Source organism: Bartonella tribocorum (assembly GCF_002778015.1).
GTDB lineage: Bacteria > Pseudomonadota > Alphaproteobacteria > Rhizobiales > Rhizobiaceae > Bartonella > Bartonella tribocorum_B.
Genome location: NZ_NJPP01000042.1, coordinates 1 through 11,796, shown reverse-complemented (window position 1 = coordinate 11,796; position 11,796 = coordinate 1). Strand labels below are relative to the sequence as shown.

The window sequence follows — 11,796 nt, the reverse complement described above, 5'->3', positions numbered from 1 at the left end:
CATAGCCCCAGCGCGAGCACGTGACAGCGGGAATACCATGTTTTCGAAAGAGTTTGATGGTGGAGCACTGATGCTTACAGGAGCGAACAGTGCAGCTGGTCTACGTTCTATGCCTATTCGTTATCTGATTTTGGATGAAGTGGATGGTTATCCTCTCAGTGTCGATAACGAAGGTGATCCAGTGATGATTGCGGAAAAGCGCACATCAACCTTTGTACAACGAAAGATCTTTAAATTGTCCACTCCCACCCACCGTGACACAAGCCGTATTGCCAAGGATTTTGTGCTAGGAGACCAGCGATATTACAACGTGCCTTGTGATGAATGTGGTACACTCCAGCCGATTGTTTGGTCACAAATCAAATGGCCAAAAGGAGCTCCCGAAAAAGCTGTTTTTGTTTGTGCGCATTGTGGTCATGAACATGCCGAACACCGAAAAACAGATCTCATGTGTGAAGAAAGAGGCGCATGCTGGGTCCCAACCAGTGAGACAAGCAGACCGAATTTGCGTTCTTATCATATTTCGGCACTCTATTCACCTTGGCTTACATGGGGGGAATGTGCAAGAGAGTTTTTAAATGCCAAAGATGATCCAGCTCTTCTACAGCCTTTTGTCAATACAGTTCTTGGAGAGCCATGGGAGGACAGAACAGGCGAAGTTGTTGATCCAGACAGCCTCTATGCAAAACGCGAAGATTATCCCCTTGCACCAGAACAAGCCGTCGTGTTGACAGCGGGCATTGATGTGCAAAATGACCGTTTAGAGCTTGAAGTGGTGGGATGGGGGCGTAGTGAAGAAAGTTGGCATATTGATTACCAAGTTATCCTTGGGGACCCCTCTTCTTTTGAAGTGTGGGACCAATTGGATGAATATCTTGCAAAACGCTGGCCGCATCCAGGCTATAAAGAGGGTATCAGAATAACAGCGGCTTGCATTGATACCGGTGGTGGACACACACAGGCAGTTTATAACTATGTGCGTCCGCGTGAGGGGCGGCGCATCTGGGGGATTAAAGGACAGGCAGGATGGCGTGCGGTATGGCCACGCCGACCAAGCAAAAACAATAAAGGACAGATTAATCTTTATATTGTTGGGGTTGATGCCGCGAAAGATATCATTACAGCAAGGTTTAAGAAATCGGGTCCTGAAGCAACGGGGGCTGGTGCAACACACTTTCACAAAAGCCTTGACCAGGAATATTTTGACCAGCTAACCGCTGAAAGAAAAGTCATTAAATATTTTAAAGGCTTCAAGCGTATTGAATGGCAAAAAAGTGAAAAGGCAAGAAATGAAGCCTTGGACTGTAGAGTCTATGCTTATGCGGCTTTGCAAGGTCTGATTTCGGCAGGAATAAACCTTAATCGAGAAGTCGATATCTTAGAAGAGCGTTTGGAAAAACTTAAAATTGCTGAAAGCTCTTTGGAAGAAAAAACACCTAGGATTTCTTCATTCACTTTTCCAAGAAGATCTCAGATAGCACAACCTCAAAGGAAACAATCCAGAACGGTAATGAATCCTTATATGCAAGGGGATTGGAGGTAATTTGTGGATGAAACTTTAGGACAATTTAACAGCAAATTTTCGAGACTGGAAAGTTTAAAAAGGCGGCGAGAGCAAATTGAAGAGGCTCTTTATTCGGGTGCGCAATCAGTGCGTCACGGCGATAAGCAAGTCAGCAACCGCTCTGTTGAGGAACTGCGCAGAGCTCTTGAAATGATCAATACGCAAATAGCGGACCTTGAAGGGCGTAAAGGTTCACGCGTGTTCTATTTTAATATCTCACGAGGCTATTAATGGCTGGCTTTCTCAATAAACTCACGGGCTTTTTTACAATTTCTCGTCAACAAAATCCCCATTTTGAAGCGGCAAGCAAAAGCCGTCGCATGGGTGGTTTTGATCCCGCAAAAAAACATATCAATAAAGCAATTGAAGAATGCGGTGATACCATTGTTGCTCGTTCAAGATGGCTTTATGACAATGAATCTCTTTATGGATCTGCAACGGAGGAATGGGTCTCTGCGGCTGTCAGTGATGGGATTAAACCTTATCCTCGCATTGAAGGTTTTCAAGAAGAAAAGAAAAAGCTTTTAGACTTATGGTGGCAATGGGCTGATGAAGCAGACTACGATGAAGATGCCAACTTTTATGGTCTGCAAGCAACCATTGCCCGAGAGGTCTTTTTAACCGGAGAATGCTTTGTAAGATTGCATTATGTTGACCTTTATGGGCGCTCTGGTGTGCCTCTTCAGTTGCAAGTTTATCCTACTGAAATGCTGGATCTTACTTACAATGGAGCTGCTGAGATTGAAGGCAATTACATTCGTATGGGAATTGAGTTTAATGCAAGTGGTAAGCGCGTTGCTTATCATTTCTGGGAACATCATCCCTATGATGATTGCCCTGCAAACAGAGCCTTTAAGAGCCAAGACCGCATACGTGTGCCTGCTGAAATGGTCCTTCATATAAAAGAACGCCGGATTGCCGGACAATTGCGCGGTTCTCCCAAAATAACGCGCTCTATGACAAAAATCTTTCAACTCGAATCCTATGATGATGCAGAACTTGATCGAAAAAGGACGGCGGCTCTTTTCGCAGCGTTTGTCAAGGACAATTCCCCAAACGTCGCAAAATTATCCGATAATCGTGATAAAAACGACGTTGAAGAAGAATACGAAGCACCTGCCATTGCACCCGGTGCATCTCTTTATTTAGGAGAGAATAAAGATGTTACATTCTCTAATCCTGTTGAGGTTGGAGGTTCTTATGAGGCTTTCCAATTTCGCAATATTTTAAAAATTTGCTCGGCTCTCAATATGCCTTATGCCGTTGTTACTGGAGACGTTACGCGGGGGAACTTCTCCAATGTGCGAACCTCTATCATTCAGTTTAGACGGCATGTCAAACAATGGCGTGAACATATCATTGCCTTTCAGTTTAACCGAATTGTTTGGGAACGTTTTGTTGAAATGGCAGTACTTTCTGGACGCGTTCACTTACCCGGATGGGAAGAAAATCCTTTACCATGGCTTCAATGTGAAAGCTTTGCACCCCCGCTTGAAATGATTGATCCAAACAAAGATATTTCGGCAGAAAAAGAAGAAATACGTGCAGGCTTGAAAACACGACGCATGGCACTGGCCGAGCGCGGCTTTGATATCGACAGCATTCATGCCGAACTTGAGGAAGAACACACAGACGCTCGTGCACGCGGCTTATCTTTTGACACGGATATGGCAGCACCTTCTGGTGAAAATCAAGCAATTGATAATGAAGATTCAGAGACTTATGAAAGTAACCAAGACAGTAAGGCACATAAAAATGGTGAATAATCTTGATATGCCGTTTTTGGCATCACGGCTTTTTGGGGTTCCACACATGCTTGCCTCCACAAAGCTTGACATTATCCTTAATGCTCTTGCTCCACGGCTTTTTGCAGGTGAAAAGTTTCCCATTGAAGCTTATTCGCAAGGGAATACAGAAGCTTTAAGACCACCAGAAACTTACGTGGTGCAAAACAATGTTGCTATAATACCGGTTCATGGCACGCTTGTACGCCGCGGTGCATGGCTTGGAGCTTTATCGGGCTTGACTTCTTATGAAGGGTTAAAAGCTTCTTTTCGTGAAGCCATGGCACAGCCTGATGTGAAGGCTGTCTTACTTGATATTGACAGTGGTGGTGGAGAAGCCGGTGGCATCTTTGATTTGGTTGAAGAGTTTCAAACCCTTTCAAAACAATACAATAAACCCATTTGGGCGCATGCCAATGAATTTGCTTGCTCGGCGGCTTATGCCATTGCTTGTGCGGCTTCTCAAATATGGGTTGCACGCACCGGTGTTGTAGGCTCCATTGGGGTTGTTTGCGCCCATCTTGACCAATCTCGTGCAGATGAGAAACAGGGGCTTAAATGGACCTTTGTTTTTGAAGGTGATCACAAAACGCATGGCAATCCTCACGAACCCTTGAGCGATACAGCACAAATAAAAATGCAAGCCGATTGCGCCCTGCTCTACGAAATGTTTGTCGATTGGGTTGCAAAAAACAGACCTCTGAGTGCGGACGCAATTCGTGACACAAAAGCAGAAACTTTTATAGGCACCCAAGCTTTAGAGCTTGGATTAGCAGATGCGCAGGGCACTCTTGCGCAAGCTTTGGAAGCCTTAACGGATTCCATATCACAAACCCCAACAGCAACAAAAGAAGGACAAAACACATGGCACGCACCCTATACCGCGCCGAAGAAGACGATGATGAAAAAATTGTCGACGTCATCAATGAGGACGAAGAGGACGAAAATGATAATGACATTGACGAAGACACTCAAGACTTCGACGACGAAGAGGAAAACGAAGACGAAGATGAGGACGAAGATAAACAAGAAAGCGTAAAAGCTGCTCTTGAAAAGGAAAGAAAACGTGGCGAGGCACTGACAAACCTTGAAAGGCAAGCAAAGCGCTTAGGCGTTTCTTTTGATGCAGCAAAAGCCATTAAAAGCGGCATGAGTGTTGAGAAAGCAAAAAATGTTGTGTTAACCGCCGCTGTCTCGAAAAGTTCATCTTTAAAACTATCAACCACAGCTCCCCATAGGGATGGGACGAGCAAGGAAAAAATTTATGCAAAATGGGAAACAGCTTGGAGGGCAATAAAATGAGTCAAGTTTTTTATGAAGACGCACGCAATGGCGCTTATCTTGGACCCTACGATCCAGATATGTCAAATGAAGAAGTGGTTTTTGCATCAGGAGCATTCATCGAAGCAGGAACTATCATGGGGAAAATTACCGCGTCAAAAAAATATACCCCCCTTAATCCAGCAGCATCAGATGGCAGTCAAATCCCTGCGGGGATTTCTTTTGCCACTGTTGATGCAACAGAGGCAGATCAACGTGCCATGATGACAGCACGCTTATGCACTGTAAAGGCTTCTGAACTACTATGGCCAGATGCCATTACAGATGAACAAAAAAGTGCTGCCATTCAGTCTCTTGAAGACCATAACAATATTTTATTGCGATAGGAGAATGCGCACATGGATATGAATTTTTTTAAACATGATGCTTTCTCAGCCACCACCATGATGAAAGCGATTGAAAACTATGAGTTTCAACCGGGGCTTATTAGTTCTCTTAATCTTTTTGAGGAAGTGGAAACAAGCACCACAGTGGTTGGTATTGAAAGACGTGACAATACATTGTCCTTGATTCAAACCAGTGAACGTGGCGCCCCCTTGGCAGAAGGTGATAGAGATGGACGTAATCTTCGGTTTTTCAAAACAACACGGATTGCCAAAAGTGACACGGTGAAATCAGAGGAAATCCAAAACCGACGTGAATTTGGGACAGAAGATCAACTCGAGACAGCAATGAAATATATTGCTAGAAAACAAAAGAAACTGATTTCTGAAATCGAATTGACATGGGAAAACATGCAGCTTGGCGCTGTTCAAGGTGTTGTGCTTGATGCCGACGGCTCTGTCATTGTCGATTGGTACAAGGAATGGGAAATCGCACCACCAAAGCCAATTGATTTTAAACTCAATGTTGAGACAACCAATGTTGCGGACCATGTTGATCAAGTCATTATGAAAATGATTGAAGCTTCAAAGGGAGCGTTTTCTGATCGTTCACGCATTATTGGGCTTTGTGGAAATGAATTTTTCTCCAAATTGAAAAACCATAAAACAATTCGTGAAACCTATCTCAACACAGCGCTTGCACAAACACTCAATAGTGCTGGAGGTGTTGCAACACCAAGCGCAATTGGTTCTGGAAGCTTTGGCAGTTTTGACTTTGCGGGTGCTACTTTCATTAACTACCGGAGTATTCACAACTATAATGTGAGTGCAAAAGCTGGGACAAAACGCGCCATAGGCATTAAGCCTGATGAATGTCAATTCTTGCCTGCCAATGCACCGGGAGTATTTCAAAAAACCTTTTCTCCTGGAGAAAGTTTGGATTTTGCCAACACGGTTGGAAAACCTCTCTACACCATGCTGATCGTTGATCACGACCGTAATGCATGGGTAAAACCAGAGGTCTATAGCTATCCGCTTTACATCTGCACACGCCCTGAAATGCTCTTTAAAGCGGTCAGTGGAGGAAAATAACATGCGATGGAACGGGTTGCTAAACCAAATGATTCAAGACGTGCGCAACACCTTTGGGCAACCCGTCATCTACACGCGAAAGGATAATCAACAATCGTTTCAAATTACAGCGATTTACACCATTAAGCATTCGGAATCGGAGGCTGGTGGCAGAATCCCCACCACAATCGCAAAAAAGGAACTTGATATTTGTATCAATGATATCGGGGGAATACCACCAAAACCTCAAGATAGCGTTGTAGTTATGACGCTTGAAAGTACGAAAGATAGCTTTTCTCAAGAGCATTTTATTGTGACGGATGTACAGGCTTCGGAATCTGGCATGTATAAGCTTATTTTACGTGCACAGGAACGCTGATGTTACCAAGAGAAATTTAAAGGAAATAAACACTAAAGATATTTTGTATCACTTTTATTATTGACCTCTTTGAATAAATGTAATACATTAATTTATGATTATTACTTATGATGAAATTAAACGACACAAAAACATTGAAAAACATGGGCTTGATTTTGCTGATCTTCAAATAGAATTTTTTGAAACAGCGATCATCCTTCCAGCAAAGCAAGGACGTTTTATGGCTATTAATGTTTTTACCAATAATGTTATTGCAGTCGTTTTTGCTACACTTGGCGATGAAGCGGTTTCTATCATTTCTATGAGACGTGCGAGCAAAAAAGAAAGGAGTTTAATATTATGACGAAATATCCATATATTAAACCTCTCACCGATGAAGAAGAGGCTGAAATTCAAAAAGAAATTGCATATGATCCAGACGCTCCAGAAGCGACAGATGAACAAATTGCTCAAGCAAAATCATTTGCAGAAGTATTTCCTGATTTAGCTGAAAGCATTAAACGTTCTCGAGGGCGACCACAAATTGATAACCCTAAAGAGCAAGTATCAATTCGTTTGTCACCAGATGTTTTAAAAAAACTTAAAGCCTTGGGTCGTGGGTGGCAATCAAAAGTCGATGACATTTTACGTAAAGCAGTTGGGTTATAAGGCTTTTGTTTATACTATAACACATTTTAATGTCTCTCTGTTTGCTCTATTATTAATAATAGGCGCAAAGTTAATTACAGTGACTTGTTCGTAAATCTTTTTCGATCAAATGTCTGACATAGCGTGTATAAGGAATAGCTTGATTTTTCGCTTTTTCCTTTAAAGCTTTCATAAGTGCTTGAGGCAAGCGAATATTTATAGAAGCTTCTTTAGGTAAGAATTCAAAATAAACAGGTTTAAAACCAGTTAAATCGTAATCCGCAAGATTAGCAGTATCAATAAAGATTTCTGCTTCTTCATCCGTTTTGAAAACGGGTATTTGTTTTAATTGAGGGGTTTTCATAAAAATTAATCTTCTTTTGGCACGTATAAAGCTTTAAAGTTTAGAAGAAATATATCTATTTAAACTTACACCATTTTCGGCGGCTTGAATTGCGAGTTTTCTATGAAGTTCTGGTGGAATTCTTAATTGAAACTTACCACTATATTTACCATGTGACAAAGGCACGGGAACTTCTTCTCCGCTGTGTTGCATATCCTCAACAACCTCTGAAACGAGATCCATAATGCCTTTTAAAGCGTTCTCTGCTTGAGCGTCTAACCATGAAAGGGATGGGAATTCTGCACATAATCCGACATATTCCTCATCTTCTTGCGACCACAAAACACGATATGTATAATGATTATTGTTCATGTTTCATCCTTTCTATCGCTTGTAAGACTTGTTTAACCTGATAAGCTTTTGCTTTATTACCAGAATCTTTTTGAATATTCACACGAGGATCACCAAGCCACGGTGTTTTAAAAACAAAGTGGCTTGTACCATTGTTCCGTGGTTCTCCAAAGAAATAGACACATACAGCCAACAAATCTGAAAACTTAATGTTCTTTGGTGATGCTTTCATCAAGCTGATTATTTTTTCAACTTTATTACTCATAACCAATAATAGTATCATTATTAATCCTAGTCAATCACTTTATACACTTAATTGAACAGGAGCTCCCATGCACCCCCGCGAGACGATAAGGGAAACATTTGTTGCTTTGATAAAGGCAGCAAAAACAGTGGCTGGTGACAATGTTTTCAATATGCGTGACTTCAATTTATTTATTGAAACAATGCCAGCTATTAATATCTCAACGCAAAGTGAAACCATTGAAGATGGACATGATTTTGGCTTAAGGCGACGTGTTTTAACGGTGGATGTTGAATGCTATGCAACATGTGAAGAGGGTGCACGCTTTGTTGACCAATTAGCATGGGAAGTTGAAGAGATTTTTTATGCCAACCCCAATCTTAACAACACCGTTGAGACATGCCGCCTGCAAAATATTGCTTTTGCCTTTGGTGATAATGGTGCCCTAGCGCTCCACGGTGCAATTTTAACCTTTGACGTGACTTATGTTACAAATACCCCCAATTTTGACGAAGGAAATGCAATCGCAGGAATTGTTGAACCCCTTGTCGGGTTTAAACCAGAAACAGGTACGGGAAACAAAGACAAATACCATAAAATTGAAGATGACCATGTTAGAGCGACGCGATAAAGAAATCACGGATTTAAAGAGGCGCGTAGCCAATATGGTTGTGGTAGGGGAAATTAGCCATGTTGACCATAAAAACGCACGCTATCGCGTAAAAACTGGAAATCTTATCAGTGACTGGATTCCAGATACCCAAGCCCGCGCCGGTAAAACATGCTCTTATGAGGGGCGCGATGTTGGAGAGCAAGTCATTGTTGTCTCATCATCAGGCGATTTATCACAAGGGGTGATTGTTGGCTCGATTCATACCGATGCGAACCAAGCAGCTGATAAGGGCAATATTCATAAAACACTTTATCCCGATGGCACCAGCCTTGAATATGATGATGAACAAAACACCTATACCCTTAATATAAAATCGGGTGGAAAGTTTATCCTAACCATCTCTGATGGCGTTTCACTCAAAGGGGATGCTGGTAAGCTAGAGCTTAGTGCACCAGAGGGCATCAAAATCACCTCAGAACGTGATCTGAGTTTAAAGGCAAGGGGCAACATTTCTGTAAAAGCAGAGGGGAACATTTCACTCCGTTCACAAGATGGGGTTTCTCTTCATTCAGACAATGAGGTTTCCATCAATTCAAGGGAATTAAAGCATAACGGCACCAATGTAGGCGCAACCCATGTGCACGGAGGTGTTTCCCTTGGTGGTTCCATGACAGGAGGTCCGAATTGAACAGTGGAATGGACCGTACAACAGGTAAACCATTGGTTGGCATAGAGCATTTGCGGCAGTCGATTATTGATATCTTATCAACACGCATTGGCACGCGGGTGATGCGGCGTGATTATGGTTCACGCATTGCTGAACTCATTGATGCACCAGTGAATAATGCTTTTGCCGTTGCTCTTTATGCCGCCGTTGCGGAGGCTTTAGACAAGTGGGAACCGCGTTTTAAGCTCAAAAAGATTGATTTTAAAATGCTTGGAACCGGACAAGTTTCTCTGTCCTTTGAGGGCATGTATTTGCCATCAGGAAAGCCCATTACCATGGAAGGATTATTGATACAATGAGTAGAGCACTTGCAAAACCGGAAATTATTACAGAACTTTCTTTTGAGGAAATCCGCGCTGCTGTTCTTGCCCATTTAAAAGAACTTTTACCCGAATATACATTTTTGGAAAGTGATCCAGCCGTAAAAGTCATAGAGGCTTTTAGCTATCGAGAACTGCTTTTAAGACAGCGCATCAACGAGGCAGCACGCAATAATATTCTTGATTTTGCTACTGGTGAATCTCTTGATGCTTTGGGAAACTGGCATGGTATTGCCCGCATAGAGGGTGAGAGTGATGAGAGGTATCGTGAACGCATACAGCTTCATGCCCGTGGGGGAAACGGAAGTGGAACAGAACCCTATTACAAGCTTATCGCCTTAACAGCCGATAGTCGAGTGAAAGATGCCATTATTTATCGTAAAGGCAAAGATCCAACCATCTATGTTGCTATTTTTGGCAACAATGAAGAAGGAACAGCCTCTGAAGATCTCTTACAAACAGTTTCACAAGCGCTTCATAGAAAAAATATCATCATGACCAATGATACCATTATTGTGCATGCTGCTGTCAAAAAAGTGCTGGACTTAGAAGCCGATGTTTGGCTGTTGCCGGAAACATCTTTGAAAATTCTCACGACAATGGAAGCAAATTTACGCACAGCTTGGAAACAAGAACAAGCTATTGGTCGTGAATTAAGCCTCTCGTGGTGGGTTTCAAAGCTGATGATAGCTGGTGTCCAGAAAGTAATTGCCATTACGCCAACAAAGGACAGTGTGGTTTGTGATGAAGAAATCTTATCGATTGGCAAAATCACCTTAAACTTTAAAGGGCGGGCGCGCTAATGGTTGGCTCGCTGCTCCCCTCACATGCAACAGAATTTGAGAAATGCCTTGCCGATGCTTGTGATTTTCATCAAGATGTTGATGGGGCTGTTTTGGGGATTTCCCGTGCAAAACTGATCACACGCCCTCCCCGCTTTTTGCCATGGTTGATTGAAGAATATGGACTTGGTGAACTCACACCTTATGTTCCAAACCTCTATGATTTGATTGATCAAGGGCTTGCATGGCAGCGCCTGCGTGGCTCTGTTGCTGCAATAGAGTTGGGACTTCAATGGTTAGAACTTTCTGCGCGTTTTACACCCGCATGGTCTGAGCGTGCATGGTGGAATTCCTTTCAACTTGATTTTGATCAATTGCCTGAACAAAACTCTCTTGAGGCTATTGAAGCGATTGTGGGACTTTCCAAAAGCTTTCGCTCTGATTTTCGACGTAGCACCTATGGTTATGATGTGGGGGCCACAGAATGCGATATGTCACGCCTTGATGACAGCATGCTGGATTTTGAGAGTGGCGTGCGCTTAACAGCTCGTGACACTCTGTTTTCCTTTGGACGCACAACAGAAATTAATCACACGCTCACAAAAGAAGAAGGCAAGCTTATTGGCAACTGGATTGATGACTTTGACGAGGAATTAAGCTGGAACCAAATCGATTATCCTTGGGATTTGGCAAATTTTCCGTGGTGTTCGGTTAAAAAACATGAACGCGATATCCTTATGGCAGAGTGGTTCCAAAACCGTCCCCTTTATTTGGCTTTAAGAAACGCAAACAATGCTCTGATTGGGTATCGAAGATGCAACATTGTCCAGCCTATTGAACAAGCGATCGATGGCGCCTACAGCCATTGTGGTAACAGATTTAATCCTTCCCCAACTGGCACCATGCTGTTTCTTTCAGCCCGCACAGATTTTGAGGATGTTGAGAACAAACAAGCCGCCTCTGTTTCGGTTTTGGTTCACGGCATTCCAAAACAAGATATTCCCATTGGTAAATTGTGGCTTGAAGCCCATGAGCTAGAGGGTGGTGTAGAAATTCTCAAAACACCGATCAACATTCCTTTGCGTGCTGATGTTCGCGAACAATTCAAGATTTTATTGAGGTTTTAACATGAAACATGAAAGCGGCTTACCCTTTGCAATTGATAGATCGGTTGGCAAAGATGAACAACAAAGCGTGGTGTTTTATGGCAGGCGCTCTTTTCTTCAAGGTGGTGAACTCAATGAAATGCAAACCATCATAAGAGGGCGCCATAACCGTTTGGGGCGCCTTGTGGCACAAGAAGGAGACCGCGTTGAACGAGAACGAG

General features: G+C 42.7%; 19 protein-coding genes. 16 read left to right on the top strand and 3 right to left on the bottom strand.

Annotated features, from left to right (window positions below; all coding sequences use genetic code 11):
- The 10 genes from CEV08_RS08435 to CEV08_RS08390 form a co-directional block, all read left to right on the top strand.
- Positions 1–1,543, top strand: a 1,543-nt coding sequence (locus CEV08_RS08435) for a phage terminase large subunit family protein (RefSeq protein ID WP_100131186.1), incomplete at its 5' end; no start/stop codon positions are given.
- A gap of 3 nt (positions 1,544–1,546) precedes the next feature.
- On the top strand, positions 1,547–1,795 hold the full coding sequence (locus CEV08_RS08430; RefSeq protein WP_100131184.1) for a phage head-tail joining protein: 249 nt from the start codon (positions 1,547–1,549) through the stop codon (positions 1,793–1,795).
- Complete coding sequence (locus CEV08_RS08425; protein WP_100131183.1) at positions 1,795–3,330, top strand: phage portal protein; 1,536 nt, start codon at positions 1,795–1,797, stop codon at positions 3,328–3,330. Before CEV08_RS08430 ends, CEV08_RS08425 begins: the two co-directional genes overlap by 1 nt.
- Positions 3,320–4,387 carry a S49 family peptidase gene (locus CEV08_RS08420; protein WP_100131182.1) on the top strand — a complete coding sequence of 356 codons (1,068 nt, stop codon included), beginning with the start codon at positions 3,320–3,322 and terminating at the stop codon, positions 4,385–4,387. Before CEV08_RS08425 ends, CEV08_RS08420 begins: the two co-directional genes overlap by 11 nt.
- Positions 4,270–4,650 carry a hypothetical protein gene (locus tag CEV08_RS08415; RefSeq protein ID WP_245407078.1) on the top strand — a complete coding sequence of 127 codons (381 nt, stop codon included), beginning with the start codon at positions 4,270–4,272 and terminating at the stop codon, positions 4,648–4,650. The genes CEV08_RS08420 and CEV08_RS08415 overlap by 118 nt, the downstream gene beginning before the upstream one ends.
- Entirely contained in the window at positions 4,647–5,015 is a 369-nt protein-coding gene (locus tag CEV08_RS08410; protein ID WP_100131181.1) for a head decoration protein, read from the top strand. The genes CEV08_RS08415 and CEV08_RS08410 overlap by 4 nt, the downstream gene beginning before the upstream one ends.
- A gap of 12 nt (positions 5,016–5,027) precedes the next feature.
- The gene (locus CEV08_RS08405; protein WP_100131180.1) at positions 5,028–6,104 is read left to right on the top strand and encodes a major capsid protein; all 1,077 of its coding nucleotides are present in this window, start codon (positions 5,028–5,030) and stop codon (positions 6,102–6,104) included.
- Position 6,105: 1 nt separating this feature from the next.
- A complete protein-coding gene (locus tag CEV08_RS08400; protein ID WP_100131179.1) occupies positions 6,106–6,462 on the top strand; it encodes a head-tail joining protein in 357 nt (118 codons plus the stop codon).
- 94 nt (positions 6,463–6,556) lie between these two features.
- Entirely contained in the window at positions 6,557–6,805 is a 249-nt protein-coding gene (locus tag CEV08_RS08395) for a BrnT family toxin (RefSeq protein ID WP_012231069.1), read from the top strand.
- Positions 6,799–7,110: a BrnA antitoxin family protein gene (locus tag CEV08_RS08390; protein ID WP_375694351.1), complete on the top strand. Its 312-nt coding sequence runs from the start codon at positions 6,799–6,801 to the stop codon at positions 7,108–7,110. Before CEV08_RS08395 ends, CEV08_RS08390 begins: the two co-directional genes overlap by 7 nt.
- A gap of 70 nt (positions 7,111–7,180) precedes the next feature.
- Here CEV08_RS08390 and CEV08_RS08385 read toward each other — a convergent pair whose 3' ends face one another.
- The 3 genes from CEV08_RS08385 to CEV08_RS08375 are packed head-to-tail and all read right to left on the bottom strand — an operon-like array spanning position 7,181 to position 8,066.
- Entirely contained in the window at positions 7,181–7,453 is a 273-nt protein-coding gene (locus CEV08_RS08385; RefSeq protein WP_100131178.1) for a CopG family antitoxin, read from the bottom strand.
- Positions 7,454–7,486: 33 nt separating this feature from the next.
- Positions 7,487–7,804, bottom strand: a complete 318-nt coding sequence (locus tag CEV08_RS08380) for a type II toxin-antitoxin system HicB family antitoxin (protein WP_100131177.1) — start codon at positions 7,802–7,804, stop codon at positions 7,487–7,489.
- Entirely contained in the window at positions 7,794–8,066 is a 273-nt protein-coding gene (locus CEV08_RS08375; RefSeq protein WP_012231065.1) for a toxin HicA, read from the bottom strand. The genes CEV08_RS08380 and CEV08_RS08375 overlap by 11 nt, the downstream gene beginning before the upstream one ends.
- Before the next feature lie 49 nt (positions 8,067–8,115).
- Between CEV08_RS08375 and CEV08_RS08370 the strand changes: the two genes are divergently transcribed.
- The 6 genes from CEV08_RS08370 to CEV08_RS08345 form a co-directional block, all read left to right on the top strand.
- A complete protein-coding gene (locus tag CEV08_RS08370; RefSeq protein ID WP_100131176.1) occupies positions 8,116–8,658 on the top strand; it encodes a hypothetical protein in 543 nt (180 codons plus the stop codon).
- Positions 8,639–9,328 carry a phage baseplate assembly protein V gene (locus CEV08_RS08365; RefSeq protein ID WP_100131175.1) on the top strand — a complete coding sequence of 230 codons (690 nt, stop codon included), beginning with the start codon at positions 8,639–8,641 and terminating at the stop codon, positions 9,326–9,328. Before CEV08_RS08370 ends, CEV08_RS08365 begins: the two co-directional genes overlap by 20 nt.
- Entirely contained in the window at positions 9,325–9,666 is a 342-nt protein-coding gene (locus CEV08_RS08360; protein WP_100131174.1) for a GPW/gp25 family protein, read from the top strand. Before CEV08_RS08365 ends, CEV08_RS08360 begins: the two co-directional genes overlap by 4 nt.
- Positions 9,663–10,490 (top strand): baseplate J/gp47 family protein, encoded by an 828-nt coding sequence (locus tag CEV08_RS08355; RefSeq protein ID WP_100131173.1) that lies wholly within the window; start codon positions 9,663–9,665, stop codon positions 10,488–10,490. Before CEV08_RS08360 ends, CEV08_RS08355 begins: the two co-directional genes overlap by 4 nt.
- Complete coding sequence (locus CEV08_RS08350; protein ID WP_100131172.1) at positions 10,490–11,596, top strand: phage tail protein; 1,107 nt, start codon at positions 10,490–10,492, stop codon at positions 11,594–11,596. Before CEV08_RS08355 ends, CEV08_RS08350 begins: the two co-directional genes overlap by 1 nt.
- 1 nt (position 11,597) lies before the next feature.
- On the top strand, positions 11,598–11,796 hold a 199-nt coding region (locus CEV08_RS08345), incomplete at its 3' end, for a hypothetical protein (protein ID WP_143434468.1).

What these genes read in the sequence shown, in the direction of transcription:
- CEV08_RS08395 (WP_012231069.1), top strand. Translation starts at nt 6,557, where the DNA reads ATGATTATTACTTATGATGAAATTAAACGACACAAAAACATTGAAAAA.
- CEV08_RS08350 (WP_100131172.1), top strand. Translation starts at nt 10,490, where the DNA reads ATGGTTGGCTCGCTGCTCCCCTCACATGCAACAGAATTTGAGAAATGC.
- CEV08_RS08420 (WP_100131182.1), top strand. Translation starts at nt 3,320, where the DNA reads ATGGTGAATAATCTTGATATGCCGTTTTTGGCATCACGGCTTTTTGGG.
- CEV08_RS08365 (WP_100131175.1), top strand. Translation starts at nt 8,639, where the DNA reads ATGTTAGAGCGACGCGATAAAGAAATCACGGATTTAAAGAGGCGCGTA.
- CEV08_RS08400 (WP_100131179.1), top strand. Translation starts at nt 6,106, where the DNA reads ATGCGATGGAACGGGTTGCTAAACCAAATGATTCAAGACGTGCGCAAC.
- CEV08_RS08405 (WP_100131180.1), top strand. Translation starts at nt 5,028, where the DNA reads ATGGATATGAATTTTTTTAAACATGATGCTTTCTCAGCCACCACCATG.
- CEV08_RS08370 (WP_100131176.1), top strand. Translation starts at nt 8,116, where the DNA reads ATGCACCCCCGCGAGACGATAAGGGAAACATTTGTTGCTTTGATAAAG.
- CEV08_RS08410 (WP_100131181.1), top strand. Translation starts at nt 4,647, where the DNA reads ATGAGTCAAGTTTTTTATGAAGACGCACGCAATGGCGCTTATCTTGGA.
- CEV08_RS08375 (WP_012231065.1), bottom strand. Translation starts at nt 8,066, where the DNA reads ATGATACTATTATTGGTTATGAGTAATAAAGTTGAAAAAATAATCAGC.
- CEV08_RS08425 (WP_100131183.1), top strand. Translation starts at nt 1,795, where the DNA reads ATGGCTGGCTTTCTCAATAAACTCACGGGCTTTTTTACAATTTCTCGT.
- CEV08_RS08380 (WP_100131177.1), bottom strand. Translation starts at nt 7,804, where the DNA reads ATGAACAATAATCATTATACATATCGTGTTTTGTGGTCGCAAGAAGAT.
- CEV08_RS08355 (WP_100131173.1), top strand. Translation starts at nt 9,663, where the DNA reads ATGAGTAGAGCACTTGCAAAACCGGAAATTATTACAGAACTTTCTTTT.
- CEV08_RS08385 (WP_100131178.1), bottom strand. Translation starts at nt 7,453, where the DNA reads ATGAAAACCCCTCAATTAAAACAAATACCCGTTTTCAAAACGGATGAA.